Source organism: Pseudomonas azadiae, assembly GCF_019145355.1.
Taxonomy (GTDB): domain Bacteria; phylum Pseudomonadota; class Gammaproteobacteria; order Pseudomonadales; family Pseudomonadaceae; genus Aquipseudomonas; species Aquipseudomonas azadiae.
Window position 1 is genome coordinate 1,941,157 of the sequence record NZ_JAHSTY010000002.1, and the last position, 15,493, is coordinate 1,956,649.

At 62.8% G+C, this 15,493-nt stretch carries 15 protein-coding genes and 1 pseudogene; 10 read left to right on the forward strand and 6 right to left on the reverse strand.

Going from position 1 to position 15,493, the window contains the following annotated elements; translation table 11 throughout:
- Positions 1–12: 12 nt before the first annotated feature.
- From KVG91_RS25170 to KVG91_RS27765, 6 genes and pseudogenes are all read left to right on the forward strand, one after another.
- A complete protein-coding gene (locus tag KVG91_RS25170; protein ID WP_169375784.1) occupies positions 13–1,116 on the forward strand; it encodes an ABC transporter ATP-binding protein in 1,104 nt (367 codons plus the stop codon).
- Between the two features lie 18 nt (positions 1,117–1,134).
- Positions 1,135–2,616, forward strand: a complete 1,482-nt coding sequence (locus tag KVG91_RS25175) for a mannitol dehydrogenase family protein (RefSeq protein WP_169375783.1) — start codon at positions 1,135–1,137, stop codon at positions 2,614–2,616.
- Positions 2,617–2,755: 139 nt separating this feature from the next.
- Positions 2,756–4,237: a xylulokinase gene (xylB, locus tag KVG91_RS25180; protein WP_169375782.1), complete on the forward strand. Its 1,482-nt coding sequence runs from the start codon at positions 2,756–2,758 to the stop codon at positions 4,235–4,237.
- Between the two features lie 12 nt (positions 4,238–4,249).
- The gene (locus KVG91_RS25185; protein ID WP_169375781.1) at positions 4,250–5,185 is read left to right on the forward strand and encodes a carbohydrate kinase family protein; all 936 of its coding nucleotides are present in this window, start codon (positions 4,250–4,252) and stop codon (positions 5,183–5,185) included.
- A gap of 182 nt (positions 5,186–5,367) precedes the next feature.
- On the forward strand, positions 5,368–5,625 hold the full coding sequence (locus tag KVG91_RS25190; RefSeq protein ID WP_169375780.1) for a DUF2790 domain-containing protein: 258 nt from the start codon (positions 5,368–5,370) through the stop codon (positions 5,623–5,625).
- Between the two features lie 38 nt (positions 5,626–5,663).
- Positions 5,664–5,843, forward strand: a pseudogene (locus tag KVG91_RS27765) (hypothetical protein); the annotation flags it as partial.
- Here the strand turns inward: KVG91_RS27765 and KVG91_RS25195 are convergent.
- Positions 5,840–6,109, reverse strand: a complete 270-nt coding sequence (locus KVG91_RS25195; protein ID WP_169375779.1) for a DUF1652 domain-containing protein — start codon at positions 6,107–6,109, stop codon at positions 5,840–5,842. The pseudogene KVG91_RS27765 and the gene KVG91_RS25195 sit on opposite strands and share 4 nt — an antisense overlap.
- A gap of 373 nt (positions 6,110–6,482) precedes the next feature.
- Here KVG91_RS25195 and KVG91_RS25200 point away from each other — a divergent pair, with 373 nt between their 5' ends.
- Positions 6,483–6,683: a ParD-like family protein gene (locus KVG91_RS25200; RefSeq protein ID WP_017135045.1), complete on the forward strand. Its 201-nt coding sequence runs from the start codon at positions 6,483–6,485 to the stop codon at positions 6,681–6,683.
- The gene (map, locus tag KVG91_RS25205) at positions 6,683–7,438 is read left to right on the forward strand and encodes a type I methionyl aminopeptidase (protein ID WP_169375778.1); all 756 of its coding nucleotides are present in this window, start codon (positions 6,683–6,685) and stop codon (positions 7,436–7,438) included. Before KVG91_RS25200 ends, map begins: the two co-directional genes overlap by 1 nt.
- 194 nt (positions 7,439–7,632) lie before the next feature.
- Here map and sfnG read toward each other — a convergent pair whose 3' ends face one another.
- Positions 7,633–8,718 carry a dimethylsulfone monooxygenase SfnG gene (gene sfnG / locus KVG91_RS25210; RefSeq protein WP_169375777.1) on the reverse strand — a complete coding sequence of 362 codons (1,086 nt, stop codon included), beginning with the start codon at positions 8,716–8,718 and terminating at the stop codon, positions 7,633–7,635.
- Between the two features lie 254 nt (positions 8,719–8,972).
- Between sfnG and KVG91_RS25215 the strand changes: the two genes are divergently transcribed.
- A complete protein-coding gene (locus KVG91_RS25215; RefSeq protein WP_169375776.1) occupies positions 8,973–10,211 on the forward strand; it encodes an acyl-CoA dehydrogenase family protein in 1,239 nt (412 codons plus the stop codon).
- A 137-nt stretch (positions 10,212–10,348) separates the two neighbouring features.
- Here the strand turns inward: KVG91_RS25215 and KVG91_RS25220 are convergent, their stop codons facing one another.
- The 4 genes from KVG91_RS25220 to KVG91_RS25235 form a co-directional block, all read right to left on the reverse strand.
- Positions 10,349–11,134 carry a sulfite exporter TauE/SafE family protein gene (locus KVG91_RS25220; RefSeq protein WP_169375775.1) on the reverse strand — a complete coding sequence of 262 codons (786 nt, stop codon included), beginning with the start codon at positions 11,132–11,134 and terminating at the stop codon, positions 10,349–10,351.
- Between the two features lie 91 nt (positions 11,135–11,225).
- Entirely contained in the window at positions 11,226–11,996 is a 771-nt protein-coding gene (locus KVG91_RS25225; protein ID WP_169375774.1) for a class I SAM-dependent methyltransferase, read from the reverse strand.
- Between the two features lie 58 nt (positions 11,997–12,054).
- Positions 12,055–13,356, reverse strand: a complete 1,302-nt coding sequence (locus KVG91_RS25230; protein WP_169375773.1) for an ATP-binding protein — start codon at positions 13,354–13,356, stop codon at positions 12,055–12,057.
- 3 nt (positions 13,357–13,359) lie between these two features.
- Positions 13,360–14,061, reverse strand: coding sequence for a response regulator transcription factor (locus KVG91_RS25235; protein WP_169375772.1), 702 nt, complete (start codon positions 14,059–14,061; stop codon positions 13,360–13,362).
- 286 nt (positions 14,062–14,347) lie between these two features.
- Here KVG91_RS25235 and KVG91_RS25240 point away from each other — a divergent pair, with 286 nt between their 5' ends.
- Complete coding sequence (locus KVG91_RS25240) at positions 14,348–15,490, forward strand: efflux RND transporter periplasmic adaptor subunit (RefSeq protein ID WP_169375771.1); 1,143 nt, start codon at positions 14,348–14,350, stop codon at positions 15,488–15,490.
- Positions 15,491–15,493 lie beyond the last annotated feature (3 nt).

Genomic DNA, 15,493 nt, shown 5'->3' on the forward strand with positions numbered 1-15,493 from the left:
CGGAGGCCCATCATGGCCAACCTGAAAATCAACAATCTGCAAAAAGGCTTCGAAGGCTTTTCCATCATCAAGGGCATCGACCTGGAAGTGAACGACAAAGAATTCGTGGTGTTCGTCGGCCCGTCGGGCTGCGGTAAATCCACCCTGCTGCGGCTGATCGCCGGCCTTGAAGAAGTCAGCGAAGGCACCATCGAACTCGATGGTCGTGACATCACCGAAGTGACGCCGGCCAAGCGCGACCTGGCGATGGTGTTCCAGACCTATGCGCTGTACCCGCACATGAGCGTGCGCAAGAACATGTCGTTTGCCCTGGACCTGGCCGGCGTCGACAAGAAAATCGTCGAGAGCAAAGTCAACGAAGCGGCGCGCATCCTCGAGCTGGGCCCATTGCTGGAGCGCAAGCCCAAGCAGCTTTCCGGCGGCCAGCGCCAGCGCGTGGCGATTGGCCGCGCCATCGTGCGCAACCCGAAGATCTTCCTGTTCGACGAACCGCTGTCCAACCTCGACGCCGCCCTGCGCGTGCAGATGCGCCTGGAACTGGCGCGCCTGCATAAAGAACTGCAGGCGACCATGATCTATGTAACCCACGACCAGGTGGAAGCCATGACCCTGGCCGACAAGGTGGTGGTACTCAACAGCGGCCGTATCGAGCAAGTCGGTTCGCCACTGGAGCTGTACCACCAACCGGCGAACCTGTTTGTGGCGGGCTTTCTCGGTACGCCGAAGATGGGCTTCCTCAAAGGCAAGGTTACGCGGGTTGAAGGCCAGGGCTGCGACGTGCAACTGGATGCCGGCACCCTGATCAGCCTGCCGCTCAGCGGCCCGACCTTGAGCGTGGGCAGCGCAGTGACCCTGGGTATTCGGCCCGAGCACCTGGAAATCGCCACGCCGGGCCAGACCCGCCTGACCGTTACCGCCGACGTCGGCGAGCGCCTGGGCAGCGATACGTTCTGCCATGTCATCACCGCCAACGGCGAACCGCTGACCATGCGAATCCGTGGCGACATGGCCAGCCAGTACGGCGAGACGCTGCACCTGCACCTGGACCCGGCGCACTGCCACCTGTTCGACACCGACGGTGTCGCCGTGGCCCGGCCACTGCGCGCCACCGCCTGATTTCGCGAGTATTACGCCATGAAGCTGAATAAACACAACCTTACCCAGTTGGCACCGCAGGTGAAACTGCCTACCTATGCGATTGCCAGCACCTCCCAGGGCATTGCGCATATCGGCGTCGGCGGTTTCCACCGCGCGCACCAGGCGTATTACACCGACGCGCTGATGAACCTGGGCGAGGGCCTGAACTGGAGCATCTGCGGCGTCGGCCTGCGCGCCGAGGACCGCAAGGCCCGTGATGATTTGGCCGGCCAGGATTATCTGTTCACCCTCTACGAACTGGGCGACACCGACGACACCGAAGTGCGCGTGATCGGCGCGATCAGCGACATGCTGCTGGCCGAAGACGGCGCCCAGGCGCTGATCGACAAATTGGCCAGCCCCGAGATTCGCATCGTCTCGCTGACCATCACCGAGGGCGGTTACTGCATCGACGACAGCAATGGCGAGTTTATGGCCCACCTGCCGCAGATCCAGCATGACCTGGCGCACCCGACTGCACCGAAAACCGTGTTCGGCTTTATCTGCGCTGCGCTCACCCAACGCCGCGCCGCCGGCACCCCGGCGTTTACCGTGATGTCCTGCGATAACCTGCCGCACAATGGCGCCGTGACGCGCAAGGCGCTGCTGGCCTTCGCCGCGCTGCACAACGCCGAGCTGCATGACTGGATCAAGGTGAATGTGAGCTTCCCCAACGCCATGGTCGACCGCATCACGCCGATGACCAGCACTGCCCACCGCCTGCAATTGCATGATGAGCACGGCATCGACGATGCCTGGCCGGTGGTGTGCGAGCCCTTTGTACAGTGGGTGCTGGAAGACAACTTCGTCAACGGTCGCCCGGCCTGGGAAAAGGTCGGCGTGCAGTTCACCGACGACGTCACGCCTTATGAAGAGATGAAGATCGGCCTGCTCAATGGCAGCCACCTGGCGCTGACGTACCTGGGCTTTCTCAAGGGCTATCGATTTGTGCACGAGACCATGAACGACCCGGTCTTTGTCGCTTACATGCGTGCCTACATGGACCTTGACGTCACGCCAAACCTGGCGCCGGTGCCGGGTATCGACCTGACGGACTACAAACAGACCCTGGTGGACCGCTTCTCCAACCAGGCGATTGCCGACCAGTTGGAACGGGTGTGTTCGGATGGCTCGTCGAAGTTTCCCAAGTTCACCGTGCCGACGATCAATCGGTTGATTGCCGATGGCCGCGAGACTGAACGCGCCGCCCTGGTCGTGGCGGCGTGGGCCTTGTATTTGAAGGGCGTGGACGAGAACGGCGTGAGCTACAAGATCCCGGATCCTCGGGCCAAGCTTTGCCAAGCGCTCGTCAGCGATGACACCTTGATCAGCCAACGGCTGTTAGGCGTGGAAGAGATTTTTGGCACGGCTATTCCCAACTCGCCTGCGTTTGTGGCAGCGTTCGAGCGGTGTTTTGTCAGTTTGCGTGACAACGGCGTCACCGAAACCCTGAAACAGCTCCTGAAGAAACCGGCTTAAGCAATGTGGGAGCTGGCTTGCCTGCGATAGCGGTAGTCCAGTCAACCATGAAGTGACTGACAGACCGCTATCGCAGGCAAGCCAGCTCCCACATTGACCGTATTTTCACTCCAACAATAATACTGCTGAGCAAATCATCATGACCCAGCAAAACCTGTTCCTCGGCATCGACTGCGGCACCCAGGGCACCAAGGCCATCGTCCTCGACGCCTCCAGCGGCAAGGTGCTGGGCCTGGGCGCCGCCGCACACACGTTGATCAGCGGCGCCAATGGCCGTCGTGAGCAGCACACCCAGGAATGGCTTGACGCGTTCACCCAAGCCACCCACCGCGCCCTGCAACAGGCCGGCGTGGACGGCCAGGACATCCTCGGCATCGGCGTTTCCGGCCAGCAGCACGGCCTGGTCCTGCTCGATGACCAAGGCCAGGTGCTGCGCCCGGCCAAGCTGTGGTGCGACACCGAAACCGCCCCAGAGAACGCGCGCCTGCTGCACCACCTGGGTGGCGAAAGCGCTTCGCTGGAACGCCTGGGCGTGGCCATCGCACCGGGCTACACCGTGTCCAAGCTGCTCTGGACCCGCGAGCAGCACCCGGACCTGTTCGCGCGCATCGCGCATATCCTGCTGCCCCATGACTACCTCAACTACTGGCTCACCGGTCGCGCGGTCGCTGAATATGGCGATGCGTCGGGTACCGGCTATTTCAACGTGCGCAGCCGCGAATGGGATGTGGCCCTGCTGCGGCACATCGATCCCAGCGGTCGCCTGGAACAGGCCTTGCCGCCACTGATTGAGGCCGATCAGGCCGTCGGCACCGTCCTGCCGGCCATCGCCGAGCGCCTGGGCATCAACCCCAAGGCCATCGTCTCCAGTGGCGGTGGCGACAACATGATGGGCGCCATCGGCACCGGTAACATCGCCCCCGGCGTGATCACCATGAGCCTGGGCTCGTCGGGCACCGTGTATGCGTTTGCCGACCAGCCCAGTGTGAGCCCGCAGGCGTCGGTCGCGACGTTCTGCTCGTCGAGCGGCGGTTGGTTGCCGTTGATCTGCACCATGAACCTGACCAACGCCACCGGGGTGATCCGCGAGCTGTTCGACCTCGACTTGGCGGGTTTCAACGCGTTGGTCGAGCAGGCGCCCATCGGGGCCGATGGCGTGAGCATGCTGCCGTTCCTCAACGGCGAACGCGTGCCCGCCCTGCCCCACGCCACCGGCAGCCTGCACGGCCTGACCATGACCAACCTGACCCGCGCCAACCTGAGCCGCGCGGTGGTCGAGGGCACCACCTTCGGCCTGCGCTACGGCCTGGACCTGCTGCGCCAGACCGGCCTGCAAAGCCACAGCATCCGCCTGATCGGCGGCGGTTCGAAAAGTCCGATGTGGCGGCAGATGGTCGCCGATATCATGAACACCGAAGTGGTCTGCACCGAACAAAGCGAAGCCGCCGCCCTGGGCGCGGCAATCCAGGCGGCCTGGTGCCAGTCCGGCGAAAGCCTGGCCAGCCTGTGCGACAAATGCGTAAGCCTCGACCCGGCCAGCCGTACCCTGCCGGTGGCGACCAGCGTCAGCGCCTACCAACAGGCTTACGAGCGCTATCAACAGTTAGTGGCAACCCTTTAAGAGCGAACGACTATGTATCTGGTGTGTGGTGAAGCGCTGTTTGATTTTTTCAGCGAGGAGGATGCCAGCGAGCAGGCGTCCAAGGTCAACTACAAGGCGATTGCCGGCGGTTCGCCGTTCAACGTCGCGGTCGGGTTGCGCCGCCTGGGCATCGAGGCCGCGCTGCTGGGTGGCGTGTCCACCGATTTCCTCGGCCGGCGCTTGTTGCAGGTGCTCAAGGATGAAGGCGTCAGCGAGCGGTTCCTGGTGGAGTTCGCCGCGCCGACCACCTTGTCGATGGTCGCCGTGGGCGCCAATGGCTCGCCGCAGTACAACTTTCGCGGCGAGGGCTGCGCCGATCGGCTGCTGGAGACAGCCCATCTGCCCGCGCTGGGCGATGACATTCGTGGCCTGCATGTCGGCTCGTTTTCCCTGGTGGTGCAGCCGATTGGCGATACCCTGCTGAGCCTGGTCAAGCGCGAAAGCGGCAAGCGCCTGATCAGCCTCGACCCCAACGTGCGGCTCAACCCGCAGCCGGATATCCAGGTGTGGCGTGACCGCGTCGCCGAGCTGGTCAAGCATGCCGACCTGATCAAGGTCAGCGATGAAGACCTGCACCTGCTCTACCCCGACCAGTCGCCGGAAAGCGTGCTGCGGGACTGGCTGCAACACCGCTGCCAGCTGGTGTTCCTGACCCGTGGCGGCGATGGCGCCAGCGTATTCAGCCGCCAGCATGGTCACTGGTCCGCATCGGCGGTCGAGGTGGTGATGGCCGACACCGTAGGCGCCGGCGACACCTTCCAGGCCGCGCTGATTGCCTGGCTGACCGAACAGCGATTGGATTCGGTGGAAGGCCTGCAACAGCTCACCCGCGCGCAGATCGACGCCATGCTCGGCTTTGCGATTCGCGCAGCCGCGTTGACCTGCACCAAGACCGGACCCGACCTGCCCTACCGCCGACAGCTCTGATGCCGATGGATAACGTGGGATAGATTCTGGCTGACATGTAGGAATTTTCCAAGAAAGCCTCATTTAATCAATGGTTAAGGTGAGGAGCTGACAGTGGGCTACCGCATTTCCCCAGCCATGGGCTGAAGGTGCGGCCACCGGTTCATCACGTCGATGAACCGGACCACTGACGGAGAATCCCTATGAATCCGCACCGCGTATGCCTGTTCGGCTGCACCCTGGTCCTCACCACCCTGGCGGCGACGGCACAGGCTGAAACCAAGCCCGTGCCGTACCATTACGGCATGCCCATGGATATCCAGAAGGTGATTTCCATGACCGAACCCCAGACCCGGGAATGCAAAGTCATCGAGGCCCAGATCAAGTTCGTGGACAAGGCCGGTGATGTGCAGCAGGTCAGCTATAAAAAGTTATCCGAGGCCTGCCTGTTCCAGAACTGAACGGCCTGCGGATAAAGGGGAGGCTCTGCTTCGCCCTGGCCCTGACCTGCGGTTTCACCACCGGATGCCTGGTGCTCGCGGTATTGGGGTTCAGTGAATGGATAAACGGCAATGCCGGGCCGGGCATTCTGCTGGCAGTGGCAACGAAAACCGTACTGGGCCTGGCGTTCATCCAGGCCCACCGGTCTTCGGTGACTCAAACCAAGGGGTCTAGCTAGTAGTAGCCCCGCCCTCCCGCTCTTTTCAGAGTGGGCACATGGGCCTGCTTGAGGTCTTCACGCAACCCGGTAATCAGGTTGCAAATGGCTCGACTGCTGTCGAGTTTGTCCGCATTGATGCCTTTGACTTCCAAATCCACACGGTCACGGTCGCGGTCGTCGTAGACCCTGATCGTCAGCGAAGCATCTTCGGCTTTGGTGCATTCGCACCGTTTGGGCAGGAAACTTCCTTCAATAATACTGCGTAGTTCCAGTTCCGAAAGCATGGTCAACCTCTCCTTTATTGAGACTGCCAACAGATTGTTGTGATTTGGCGAGTGCTCCCCCGCCGCGCCTTGCCAACCTTGGCAGACGCTTACAACACCCAAGCCTACTAGGCAAAATCAGGCAAGGTTGTAACTTTTCCTCATAAGCCGCGCGCTTATTTATATGAATTAAACGGCGCCGGTTTAATCATCGTCGAACCCCTGCGATTAAACGTTTAACCCTGGGCCTTGAACTAAACGCTACGTTGCGCCGCCACGCGTTTTGCAACATATCGCAAACTATTCAGCGATCAAAGCCATTCAGCGGCTGAGCCTTTACGATGAATACACGAAACGTATACGCTTTGTATATTCAAACCTCACAGTGAACAGCATGGGCATCGTCAAGATCACCGACCAACTGCACGAACAACTGCGCCTGGCCAGCGCCGCGATGGACCGCTCCATCAACGCCCAGGCCGAGTTCTGGATCAAGATCGGCCTGCTCGCCGAACTCAATCCCCATCTGCCCTACAACGAGCTGATCAACAAGCTGTTGCTGGACAAGCCCGATCTGATCCGAGGGCGCGGTTGATGATCAAGACCGCCGCACAACTGGCCGTGATGCGCGAATCCGGGCGCCTGCTGGCCCAGGTCTTCGACATGCTCGACGGTGTTGTCGCCGCCGGCCGTTCCACCCTGGAGCTGGACGCCGCCGTCGAAGCCTGCATCCGCGACGACCTCAAGGCCCGCCCGGCGAGCCTGGGCCAGTACGACTACCCTTTCTCCATCAATACTTCGATCAATGAGGTGGTGTGCCATGGCATGCCCAGCGCCAAGGAGATGCTCAAGGACGGCGACATCGTCAACATCGACATCACCCTGGAAAAAGGCGGCTTCATCGCCGATTCCAGCAAGATGTACATGATCGGCACCGTGGCCCCCAAAGCCCGGCACCTGGTCGAGATGACCTTCGAAGCGATGTGGGCCGGCATCCGCCAGGTCAAGCCGGGCGCCCGCCTGGGCGATATCGGCCATGCGATTCAAAGCCACGCACAGGCCAACGGCTACAGCGTGGTGCGCGAGTACTGCGGCCATGGCATTGGCCGGCAGATGCATGAAGAACCGCAAGTGCTGCACTTCGGCCGCCCCGGCACCGGGCTGGAACTGCGCGAAGGCATGGTGTTCACCATTGAGCCAATGCTCAACCAGGGCAGCTCGAAGGTGCGCAGCCTGAAGGACGGGTGGACCGTAGTCACCAAGGACAACAGTCTGTCGGCACAGTGGGAGCACACCGTGGCGGTGACGGCGGATGGCTTTGAAGTGCTGACGTTGCAAACCGCTCCCTGACAGTCCCTGCAGGCTGGCGACGCTATCGCAGGATAGGTATTTACATATCCTTGTAGTGAGCGGGCTTGCCCCGCGCTGGGGGGCGAAGCCGCCCCAAACCAGGCGACTCGGTGTTTTTTCCCGAACTCGGCGGTGTCTTTATCGGGGCGGCTTCGCCGCCCAGCGCGGGGCAAGCCCGCTCACTACAGGGAAATTCAAGCCACCTGCTTGATCGCGGCCTTGGCCTCCAGCTCCCGCACCAGCGGCAACACCCGCTTGCCGAAGTACTCGACTTCTTCCTGGAAGTGCAGGAAGCCCGCCAGCACCAGGTCCACCCCCACCGCCTTGAGCGCGACGATGCGCTCGGCGATCTGCTGGGGCGTACCAATCAGGTTGGTCTTGAAGCCATCGTTGTACTGCACCAGGTCTTCGAAACTCGACTTGGCCCAGTTGCCCTCGCCTTCCGGTGAAGCCTTGCCGGCCTGTTTGGCGGCGTCACCAAATGCGTTCACCGCTTCCGGGTCGGCCTTGTCGATGATCTCCGCCAGCACGGCGCGGGCTTCTGCCTCCGTGTCGCGGGCGATGATGAAAGCATTGACGCCGACCTTGACCGAATGGTGGTTCGCCGCCGCCTTGGCGCGAATGTCATCGACCTGGGCCTTGATGCCTTGCGGCGTGTTGCCGTTGGTGAAATACCAGTCCGACACGCGCGCGGCCATGTCCCGCGCGGCCCGCGAGCTGCCGCCCTGGAACACTTCCGGCTGGCCGACAGGCTTGGGCTTGAGGGTATAGTTGTTGAAGCGGTAGAAGTCGCCCTTGAAGGTGAAGTCGTCCTGGGTCCAGATGCCTTTGAGGGCGCGGATGAACTCTTCGGAACGCCGATAGCGCTCGTCATGCTCAAGCCAGTGTTCGCCAATGGCCTGGAACTCGCCCTTGAACCAGCCGCTGACGATATTCACCGCGATACGGCCGTTGGTGAGCTGGTCGATGGTCGCCAGTTGCTTGGCCGCCAGCGCCGGTTGCCAGGGGCCGGGCAGGATTGCGGCGATGACCTTGAGCCGGGTGGTCGCCGCCAGCAGCGCATGGCTGAACGCCACGGATTCGTGCTGGTTATCGGCGCCGTAACCGGCAGTGAAACGAATCTGCGTCAGGCCATATTCAAAGCCGGCGGCTTCCGCCAGTTGCGCCAGCTTGCGGTTGTAGTCGATGCCCCAGTCGGTGCGTTGCTCGATCTTGCTGACCACCAACCCACCGCTGACATTGGGCACCCAATAGGCAAATTTCACAGCTTGCTGACTCATCGAACGGTACCTCGCACAAAGGGATGTACCCAGGCCTTGAGCAGCAAGCGTGCCAGGCCGGGCAAATGCCCAGGCCAGGGGCGCTGCGCTGAAAACCGCGTGCCGGCGTGGCTGTCCCGGATCGTGCGGGTTTGTCGATCAGCTGTTGCCAGCGCAACAGTAGTTCATTGCGTTGTCCAGCAAATACGGGCACCAGGACCCGGCACGGACTGTGCAATCACCCTCTGCATGATCACTGTCCAGGAACCTTGCCCATGACCGAACACCACGTCATCAACCCGCTGTCCATTGGCGTCGACTATCTCACGCTGGCGGCGCGCTTTCGGCCGATCTTCCAGCGCATTGCCGACGGCGCTGTTGAGCGCGAGCACACCCGCAGCCTGCCTCACGAACCGATCCAGTGGCTCAAGGAGGCCGGCTTTGGCGCGGTGCGCATGCCGGTGGAATACGGCGGCGGCGGCGCTTCCCTGCCGCAGTTGTTCGAACTGCTGATCGAACTGGCCGAAGCCGACTCGAACGTGCCCCAGGCCCTGCGCGGGCACTTTGCGTTTGCCGAAGACCGCCTGAACGCGCCGCCCAGCGCCGGCCGCGACCTGTGGTTCAAGCGTTTCGTGGACGGCGATATCGTCGGCTGCGCCTGGACCGAGATCGGCAGCGTGGCCATCGGCGACGTGGTTACCCAGGTCAGTCCCGACGGTGATCAGTGGACGCTCAACGGTGAGAAGTTCTACAGCACCGGCAGCATTTTCGCCGACTGGATCGACGTGTACGCCCAGCGCAGCGACACCGGCGCCGATGTGATCGCCGCCACCCGCGCGCGCCAGCCTGGCGTGGTCCACAGCGATGACTGGGACGGCTTTGGCCAGCGCACCACCGGCAGCGGCACCTCGCGCTTCACCGACGCGCGGGTGGAGGCCGAAAACGTCATCGACTTCGCCAGTCGCTTCAAATACCAGACCGCGTTTTACCAATTGGTGCTGCTCGCCACCTTGGCCGGTATCGGCCGCGCCGCACTGCGCGACGTGGCGCATCAGGTGCGCAGCCGCCAGCGCATCTACAGCCATGGCAACGCACCCCATGTAAGCCAGGACGCGCAGATTCAACAGGTGGTGGGCGAAGTGGCTGCCCTGGTCTATGCCGCCGAGGCCAGCGCGTTGAAAGCGTCGCTGCCGGCACAACGGGCCTATGTGGCGCGCTTTGGCGGGGATGACGCTGTGGAGCGCGAAGCCAATGTGGCGGCCGAGATCGAATCGGCTACCGCGCAAGTGGTGGTGTCGGAATTGATCCAGCGCGCCACCAGCCAATTGTTCAATGCGCTGGGTGCTTCGGATGTGCGCCAAGGCAAGGCGCTCGACCGGCATTGGCGCAATGCGCGAACGGTGTCGTCGCACAATCCGCTGATCTATAAGGCGCGCATTGTCGGGGACTGGGTGGTCAACGGGGCCGAGCCACCGTTTGTGTGGCAGATCGGTAGTGGGCCGGCGAAGGTCTGAAGCTAAGTATGTTCACCTGTGGGAGCTGGCTTGCCTGCGATGGCATCACCTCGGTGTGTCTGGATGACCGAGGTGCCTGCATCGCAGGCAAGCCAGCTCCCACACAAGCCAGCTCCCACATTTGGACCGAGTACAGATTAGAAAGCGAGTTTGTAGCCGATGCCCATGAGCATGACCGCCAAACACGGGCGCAGCACGCCGTCCGGGACTTTGCCGGTCATGTGGCTGCCTATGTAGATGCCCGGCAAAGACCCCATCAACAGAAAGCCCAGCAGATGCCAGTCCATGTTGCCCATGCCGGCGTGGCCCAGACCCGCCACCAGGGTCAGGGGCACGGCATGGGCGATTTCGGTGCCGACCAGGCGGCGCGTGGCCAGGAACGGGTACAGGATAAACAGCGCGACCGTGCCGAGTGCGCCGGCGCCAATGGAGGTCAGGGCGACCATGGTGCCCAGCACGGCCCCGGTGACGACGGTCAGTGCATTCAGGTTGCGTGGGTTCATGTGGTAGCCATCGCCGGCATGGCGCTGGGCGAAGGCCAACAGGCTTTTCTTGAACAGGATCGCCAGCGCCGTCAACAGCAACACTACGCCAAGGGCCTGCTTGATCACCGCGTTCATGGCGCTGGGGTCGGTGTGCAGGCTGGCCAGGAACCACAGGGTCAGCAGCACCGCGGGCACGCTCCCCAGGGTCAGCCAGCCGGTGATGGTCCAGTCGATGTTCTTGTTCTTGCTGTGCACCAGCACCCCACCGGATTTGGTGATGGCGGCGTACAACAGGTCGGTGCCCACGGCCGTGGCCGGGTTGATGCCGAACCACAGCAGGATCGGGGTCATCAGGGAGCCCCCGCCCACGCCCGTCATGCCCACGATAAAACCTACGATCAGGCCGGCAACCACGAAACCAACATTACCCACATCCATTACAGCTACCTGCGGCCTTATAAATTTCTGGCCGCAGGATAGCGATTTTTCTTATAACGACTTATATCAATATGATCTGACTTTATGCCTTTTAGCTCAGTCGCTGGCAGACGTAGGCTTGGGTCTGATAGGGAAAGGCGACGGTGTCCCGTCCGCGCAGGTCGGGATGGGTCTGGATCAAGGCGCGCAATTGCGCGGTAACGGTAGCCTTTTCTGCTGCTGGAAGCGCCGCGATAAAGCTCACCGACAAACAGCGATCCATGATCACTTCCTGCGGACTGCCGACATGGCTGTACGGAAAACAGGTGAGTTCAGGATCGGAAAAATGCACGCCCGTGAAGGCTTCGCGCCAACGCCCGGTATGAAAGCGCGGGGTATCGCCTTCGTACGGGGTAATGATTTCTGTGATTGCCGCCACCCAGCCCACCGTTTCGTCTCGCACATTCCACACCAGCCCCAGTCGCCCTTCGGGCTTGAGCACGCGATGAATTTCCGCCAGTGCGGCCTGGGTGGAGAACCAGTGGAACGCCTGCGCACAAACCACCGCATCGGCGCTGGCTGACGCCAGCGGGATGGATTCGGCCGTGCCGTTCACCAGGCGCACGCCCGGCAGCAGCCTGGTCAACTGCGCGCCCATCGCGGCCACCGGTTCGACGGCAATCAGCGTCGGCGCCAGGGTGCTGAGCAAGCGCGTGAATTTGCCGGTGCCGGCGCCCAGGTCGATCACCGTCGACTGTGCGTCAATCCGCAGGGTTTCGGTGAGCCAGCCGGTGAGTTGCCTGGGGTAATTGGGTCGACCCTGGGCGTAGGTGACCGCCTGGGTGGAGAAACCTTGTTGAGCAGACGCGTGAACACCAGTCATTGCCAATCTCTCCTCGGGTAAAGCGGGGGCACAGTGTGCGCCTTCCCCTTCGGGTTTTCTAATCGACGTTGGGCAGCCACACGCGAAACCGCGCGCCGCCCAACGGCGACGCCAATGCCGTCAAGGTGCCGCCCTGGGCTTCCAGGGCGCGGCGGCTGATGGCCAAGCCCAGGCCGAAACCGCCCGTCGCGCGGTCACGGCTGCGGTCCAGGCGGTAAAACGGTTCGAAGATACGTTCGCGCTGGTCCGTCGGAATGCCGATACCGTCGTCGTCCACCCAAATTTCACAGCCCTTGGGACACACCTTCACGCCGACCTGGATGCGTTTGTCGCAGTAACGCGTGGCATTGCGCAGCAGGTTCTGCAAAGCGCGGGCGGTGAGGCGTGGGTCGAGGCTGAAGCGCTCCACGGCGCAGTCGAGCGCCACCTCGATGACGATCTCGGGGTTTTCCAGTTCGTCATCGACGCTGCCGAGCACGCTGTCGATAAATTCGTCGAGCACCACGCTCACTCGCTCCGGCAGTTGCGCCGGGTTTTGCAGGCGGCTGTAGGACAGCAGTTCCAGCACCAGTTCGTCGAGCTCGCGGATGTGCGCCACCAGGCTTTGCAGGCGTTCGCGACTGGCCTCGGGCAAGTCTTCGGACAGCGCCAGGGCCAGGCCGAAGTCCAGGCGCGTGAGCGGCGTGCGCAGTTCATGGGACACCGCGTTAAGCAAGTCGCGCTGCTGGTTGAGCAGGTGTTCGATGTCGTCGGCCATGGTATCGAACACCGAGGCCAGGCTGCCGATGCTGGAGCTGGCCGGGATACCCGTGCGCTCCGCCATATTGCCTTGGCCCAGTTGCCCGGCGGTGCTTTTCAGGCGCTCCAGGTCGCGCCAGTGCGGTCGCAGCCACACCAGCAGGCAAGCCAGCAGCGCAGCAATGATCAGCACGTTGATGGCCCAATACAGCACGTTCATGTCCAGCGGATCGGGCGGAATGGTCAACTTGACCACGAACTGATCGTTGATCGGCGAGCTGATCTGTTCCATCCAGCCCCACTCCCCCAGGCGCACCACGGACTTGCCCTGTTCCAGCAACTGTTCTTCGGCCGGCGTGTAGCGGGCGTCCTGGCGCAGCAGCAGTTGGACTTTCAGTGGCGCGAAGTCGCGGCCCAGCTGCTCGGTCACCTGCGACCAGCGCTCCACCGGCGCGCGCTCGTATTGTTTGACGATCAGCTTTTGCTGGCCACGAGTCTGCTCGATGTTGTAGTTCATGTAACGGTGTTCGAACAGCTGGATCACCAGGGTCGGCACCAGGTAGATCGCCGCACTGTAGGTGACGATAGTAATCAGGTAGAGACGCAGCAGGACGCGGAACATGGGTCAGCATTCCCACTCGGAGCGGCTGAACAGGTAGCCCTTGCCCCACACGGTCTTGATCTTGCGCGCTTCACCGGCGTTGTCGTCGAACTTGCGGCGCAGCTTGGAAATCGCCACGTCCACCGAACGGTCGGTGCCATTGAACTCGATCCCGCGCAGGCGTTGCAGGATCTGGTCGCGGCTGAGCACCTCGCCGGCATGCCGCGCCAGTACCACCAGCAGGTTGTATTCGCCGCTGGACAACTCCACCGCCTGGTCGCGCCAGGTCACGGTGCGCTCCGACAGGTCGATGCACAGGTTGCCCATGATGATGCGGTCATTGGCGACCTGGGGTTCGGACAAGCTGCTGCGGCGCAATAAGGTGCGCACACGGGCGAGCAACACGCGCGGCTCGCAGGGTTTGGTCACGTAATCGTCGGCGCCCATTTCCAGGCCCAACACCTGGTCGTGGCTGTCATCGCGGGCGGTGAGCATCAGGATCGGCAGGCCGGCCGAGTCGGCGCGCAGCAGGCGGCACACTTGCAGGCCGTCGAGGCCCGGCAGCATCAGGTCGAGGATCACCAGGTCCGGCGGGTTGAGGCGCGCGCGTTCGCGGACCTGGTCGCCACGGCTGAGCACGCTGACGTGGTAGCCATTGCGTTCCAGGTAGCTGGCAATCAGCTCGGAGAGCGCGGCGTCGTCTTCGACCAGGAGGATGTTGGGCATGGCGTTTCCAAATAATGCGGTTCGTTGGCGGTGCACAAGGGCGCTGCATGAACTGCTTTGTGTGGGAGCTGGCTTGCCTGCGATAGCATCACCGCAATCTGGGCAAATACCTCGGCGTCTGCATCGCAGGCAAGCCAGCTCCCACACAAAGCAGTGTGTGCAAGGATATACGCCCGTCGCGGCCTCCGGGTCGCACCTTACATTTCTTCACACACGCCCTACACAGCTTCACAGCACCACGGCGCAGGTGCCCTTAGGATGCGCCAGTCAATATTGGGATAAGAGCATGTCGAAGAATCCGTTTGCGCCGTTTTGCCTGCTGGCCCTCACCCTTGCCCTGAGCGCGTGTGGCGACTCCGCAGCGCCGACGCCACAGCCGCCACTGGCCAAAGTGCGCATCGAAACCCTTGAAGCCAACCCCCTGGCCATCACCAGCGAACTGAGCGGGCGCATTGCCGCGCCACGGATCGCCGAAGTGCGCGCACGGGTGGCGGGCGTGGTGATGCAACGGGTGTTCAAGGAAGGCCATGACGTGAAACAGGGCGACGTGCTATTTCGCATCGACCCGGCCCCGTTCAAGGCCGACCTCGACAGCGCCCAGGCCAACCTCAGCAAGGCCGAGGCCAATGCCTTCCAGGCGCGCCTGCAGGAGCAGCGCTACCGCCAATTGGTAGAAGGCAACGCCGTCAGCGGCCAGGACTACGACAACGCCCGCGCCGCCGTGCGCCAGACCAACGCCGAAGTCGCCGCCAACAAGGCCGCCGTCGAGCGGGCCAGGCTGAACCTGGGCTATGCCACCGTGACCGCGCCGATTTCTGGGCGCATCGGCCGCGCGCTGGTCACCGAGGGCGCGCTGGTCGGCCAGAACGAAGCCACGCCATTGGCGATCATCCAGCAACTGGACCCGATCCACGCCGACCTGACCCAGTCGACCCGTGAGCTGAATGACCTGCGCCGCGCCTTCCGCGCCGGCAGCTTGAAACAGGTCGGCCAGGACCAGGCCAAGGCCACGCTGATCGAAGACGACGGCAGCCTCTACCCGTTGCCGGGCAAATTGCTGTTCGCCGAGATCAGCGTCGACCCCGGCACCGGGCAAGTCATCCTGCGCAGCGAGTTCCCCAACCCGGACCTGGACCTGTTGCCCGGCAGTTTTGTGCGGGTGCGCCTGGAACAGGCGGTCGACAAGCAAGGCATCAGCGTGCCGCAACGCGCCATCACCCGTGACAGCGCAGGTATCCCGATGGTGCTGCTGCTGGACGCCGAGCAGACCGTGAGCCAGCAGCCGGTGGAGCTGGGCGCCGTGATCAACGATCGCTGGATCGTCAGCCACGGCCTCAAGCCCGGTGACCGCATCATTGTCGAAGGCCTGCAACACGCGCGCCCCGGTGAAAAAGTTGAAGTGGACGCCAGCCCGCTGGTAAAGGAATAGCCC

Bases quoted from the DNA above. Each gene is read 5' to 3' on its own strand.
- KVG91_RS25200 (WP_017135045.1), top strand. From the start codon at position 6,483: ATGGGCATCGTCAAGATCACCGACCAACTGCACGAACAACTGCGCCTG.
- KVG91_RS25220 (WP_169375775.1), bottom strand. From the start codon at position 11,134: ATGGATGTGGGTAATGTTGGTTTCGTGGTTGCCGGCCTGATCGTAGGT.
- KVG91_RS25190 (WP_169375780.1), top strand. From the start codon at position 5,368: ATGAATCCGCACCGCGTATGCCTGTTCGGCTGCACCCTGGTCCTCACC.
- KVG91_RS25170 (WP_169375784.1), top strand. From the start codon at position 13: ATGGCCAACCTGAAAATCAACAATCTGCAAAAAGGCTTCGAAGGCTTT.
- sfnG (WP_169375777.1), bottom strand. From the start codon at position 8,718: ATGAGTCAGCAAGCTGTGAAATTTGCCTATTGGGTGCCCAATGTCAGC.
- KVG91_RS25230 (WP_169375773.1), bottom strand. From the start codon at position 13,356: ATGTTCCGCGTCCTGCTGCGTCTCTACCTGATTACTATCGTCACCTAC.
- KVG91_RS25185 (WP_169375781.1), top strand. From the start codon at position 4,250: ATGTATCTGGTGTGTGGTGAAGCGCTGTTTGATTTTTTCAGCGAGGAG.
- map (WP_169375778.1), top strand. From the start codon at position 6,683: ATGATCAAGACCGCCGCACAACTGGCCGTGATGCGCGAATCCGGGCGC.
- KVG91_RS25240 (WP_169375771.1), top strand. From the start codon at position 14,348: ATGTCGAAGAATCCGTTTGCGCCGTTTTGCCTGCTGGCCCTCACCCTT.
- KVG91_RS25215 (WP_169375776.1), top strand. From the start codon at position 8,973: ATGACCGAACACCACGTCATCAACCCGCTGTCCATTGGCGTCGACTAT.
- xylB (WP_169375782.1), top strand. From the start codon at position 2,756: ATGACCCAGCAAAACCTGTTCCTCGGCATCGACTGCGGCACCCAGGGC.
- KVG91_RS25225 (WP_169375774.1), bottom strand. From the start codon at position 11,996: ATGACTGGTGTTCACGCGTCTGCTCAACAAGGTTTCTCCACCCAGGCG.
- KVG91_RS25175 (WP_169375783.1), top strand. From the start codon at position 1,135: ATGAAGCTGAATAAACACAACCTTACCCAGTTGGCACCGCAGGTGAAA.
- KVG91_RS25235 (WP_169375772.1), bottom strand. From the start codon at position 14,061: ATGCCCAACATCCTCCTGGTCGAAGACGACGCCGCGCTCTCCGAGCTG.
- KVG91_RS25195 (WP_169375779.1), bottom strand. From the start codon at position 6,109: ATGCTTTCGGAACTGGAACTACGCAGTATTATTGAAGGAAGTTTCCTG.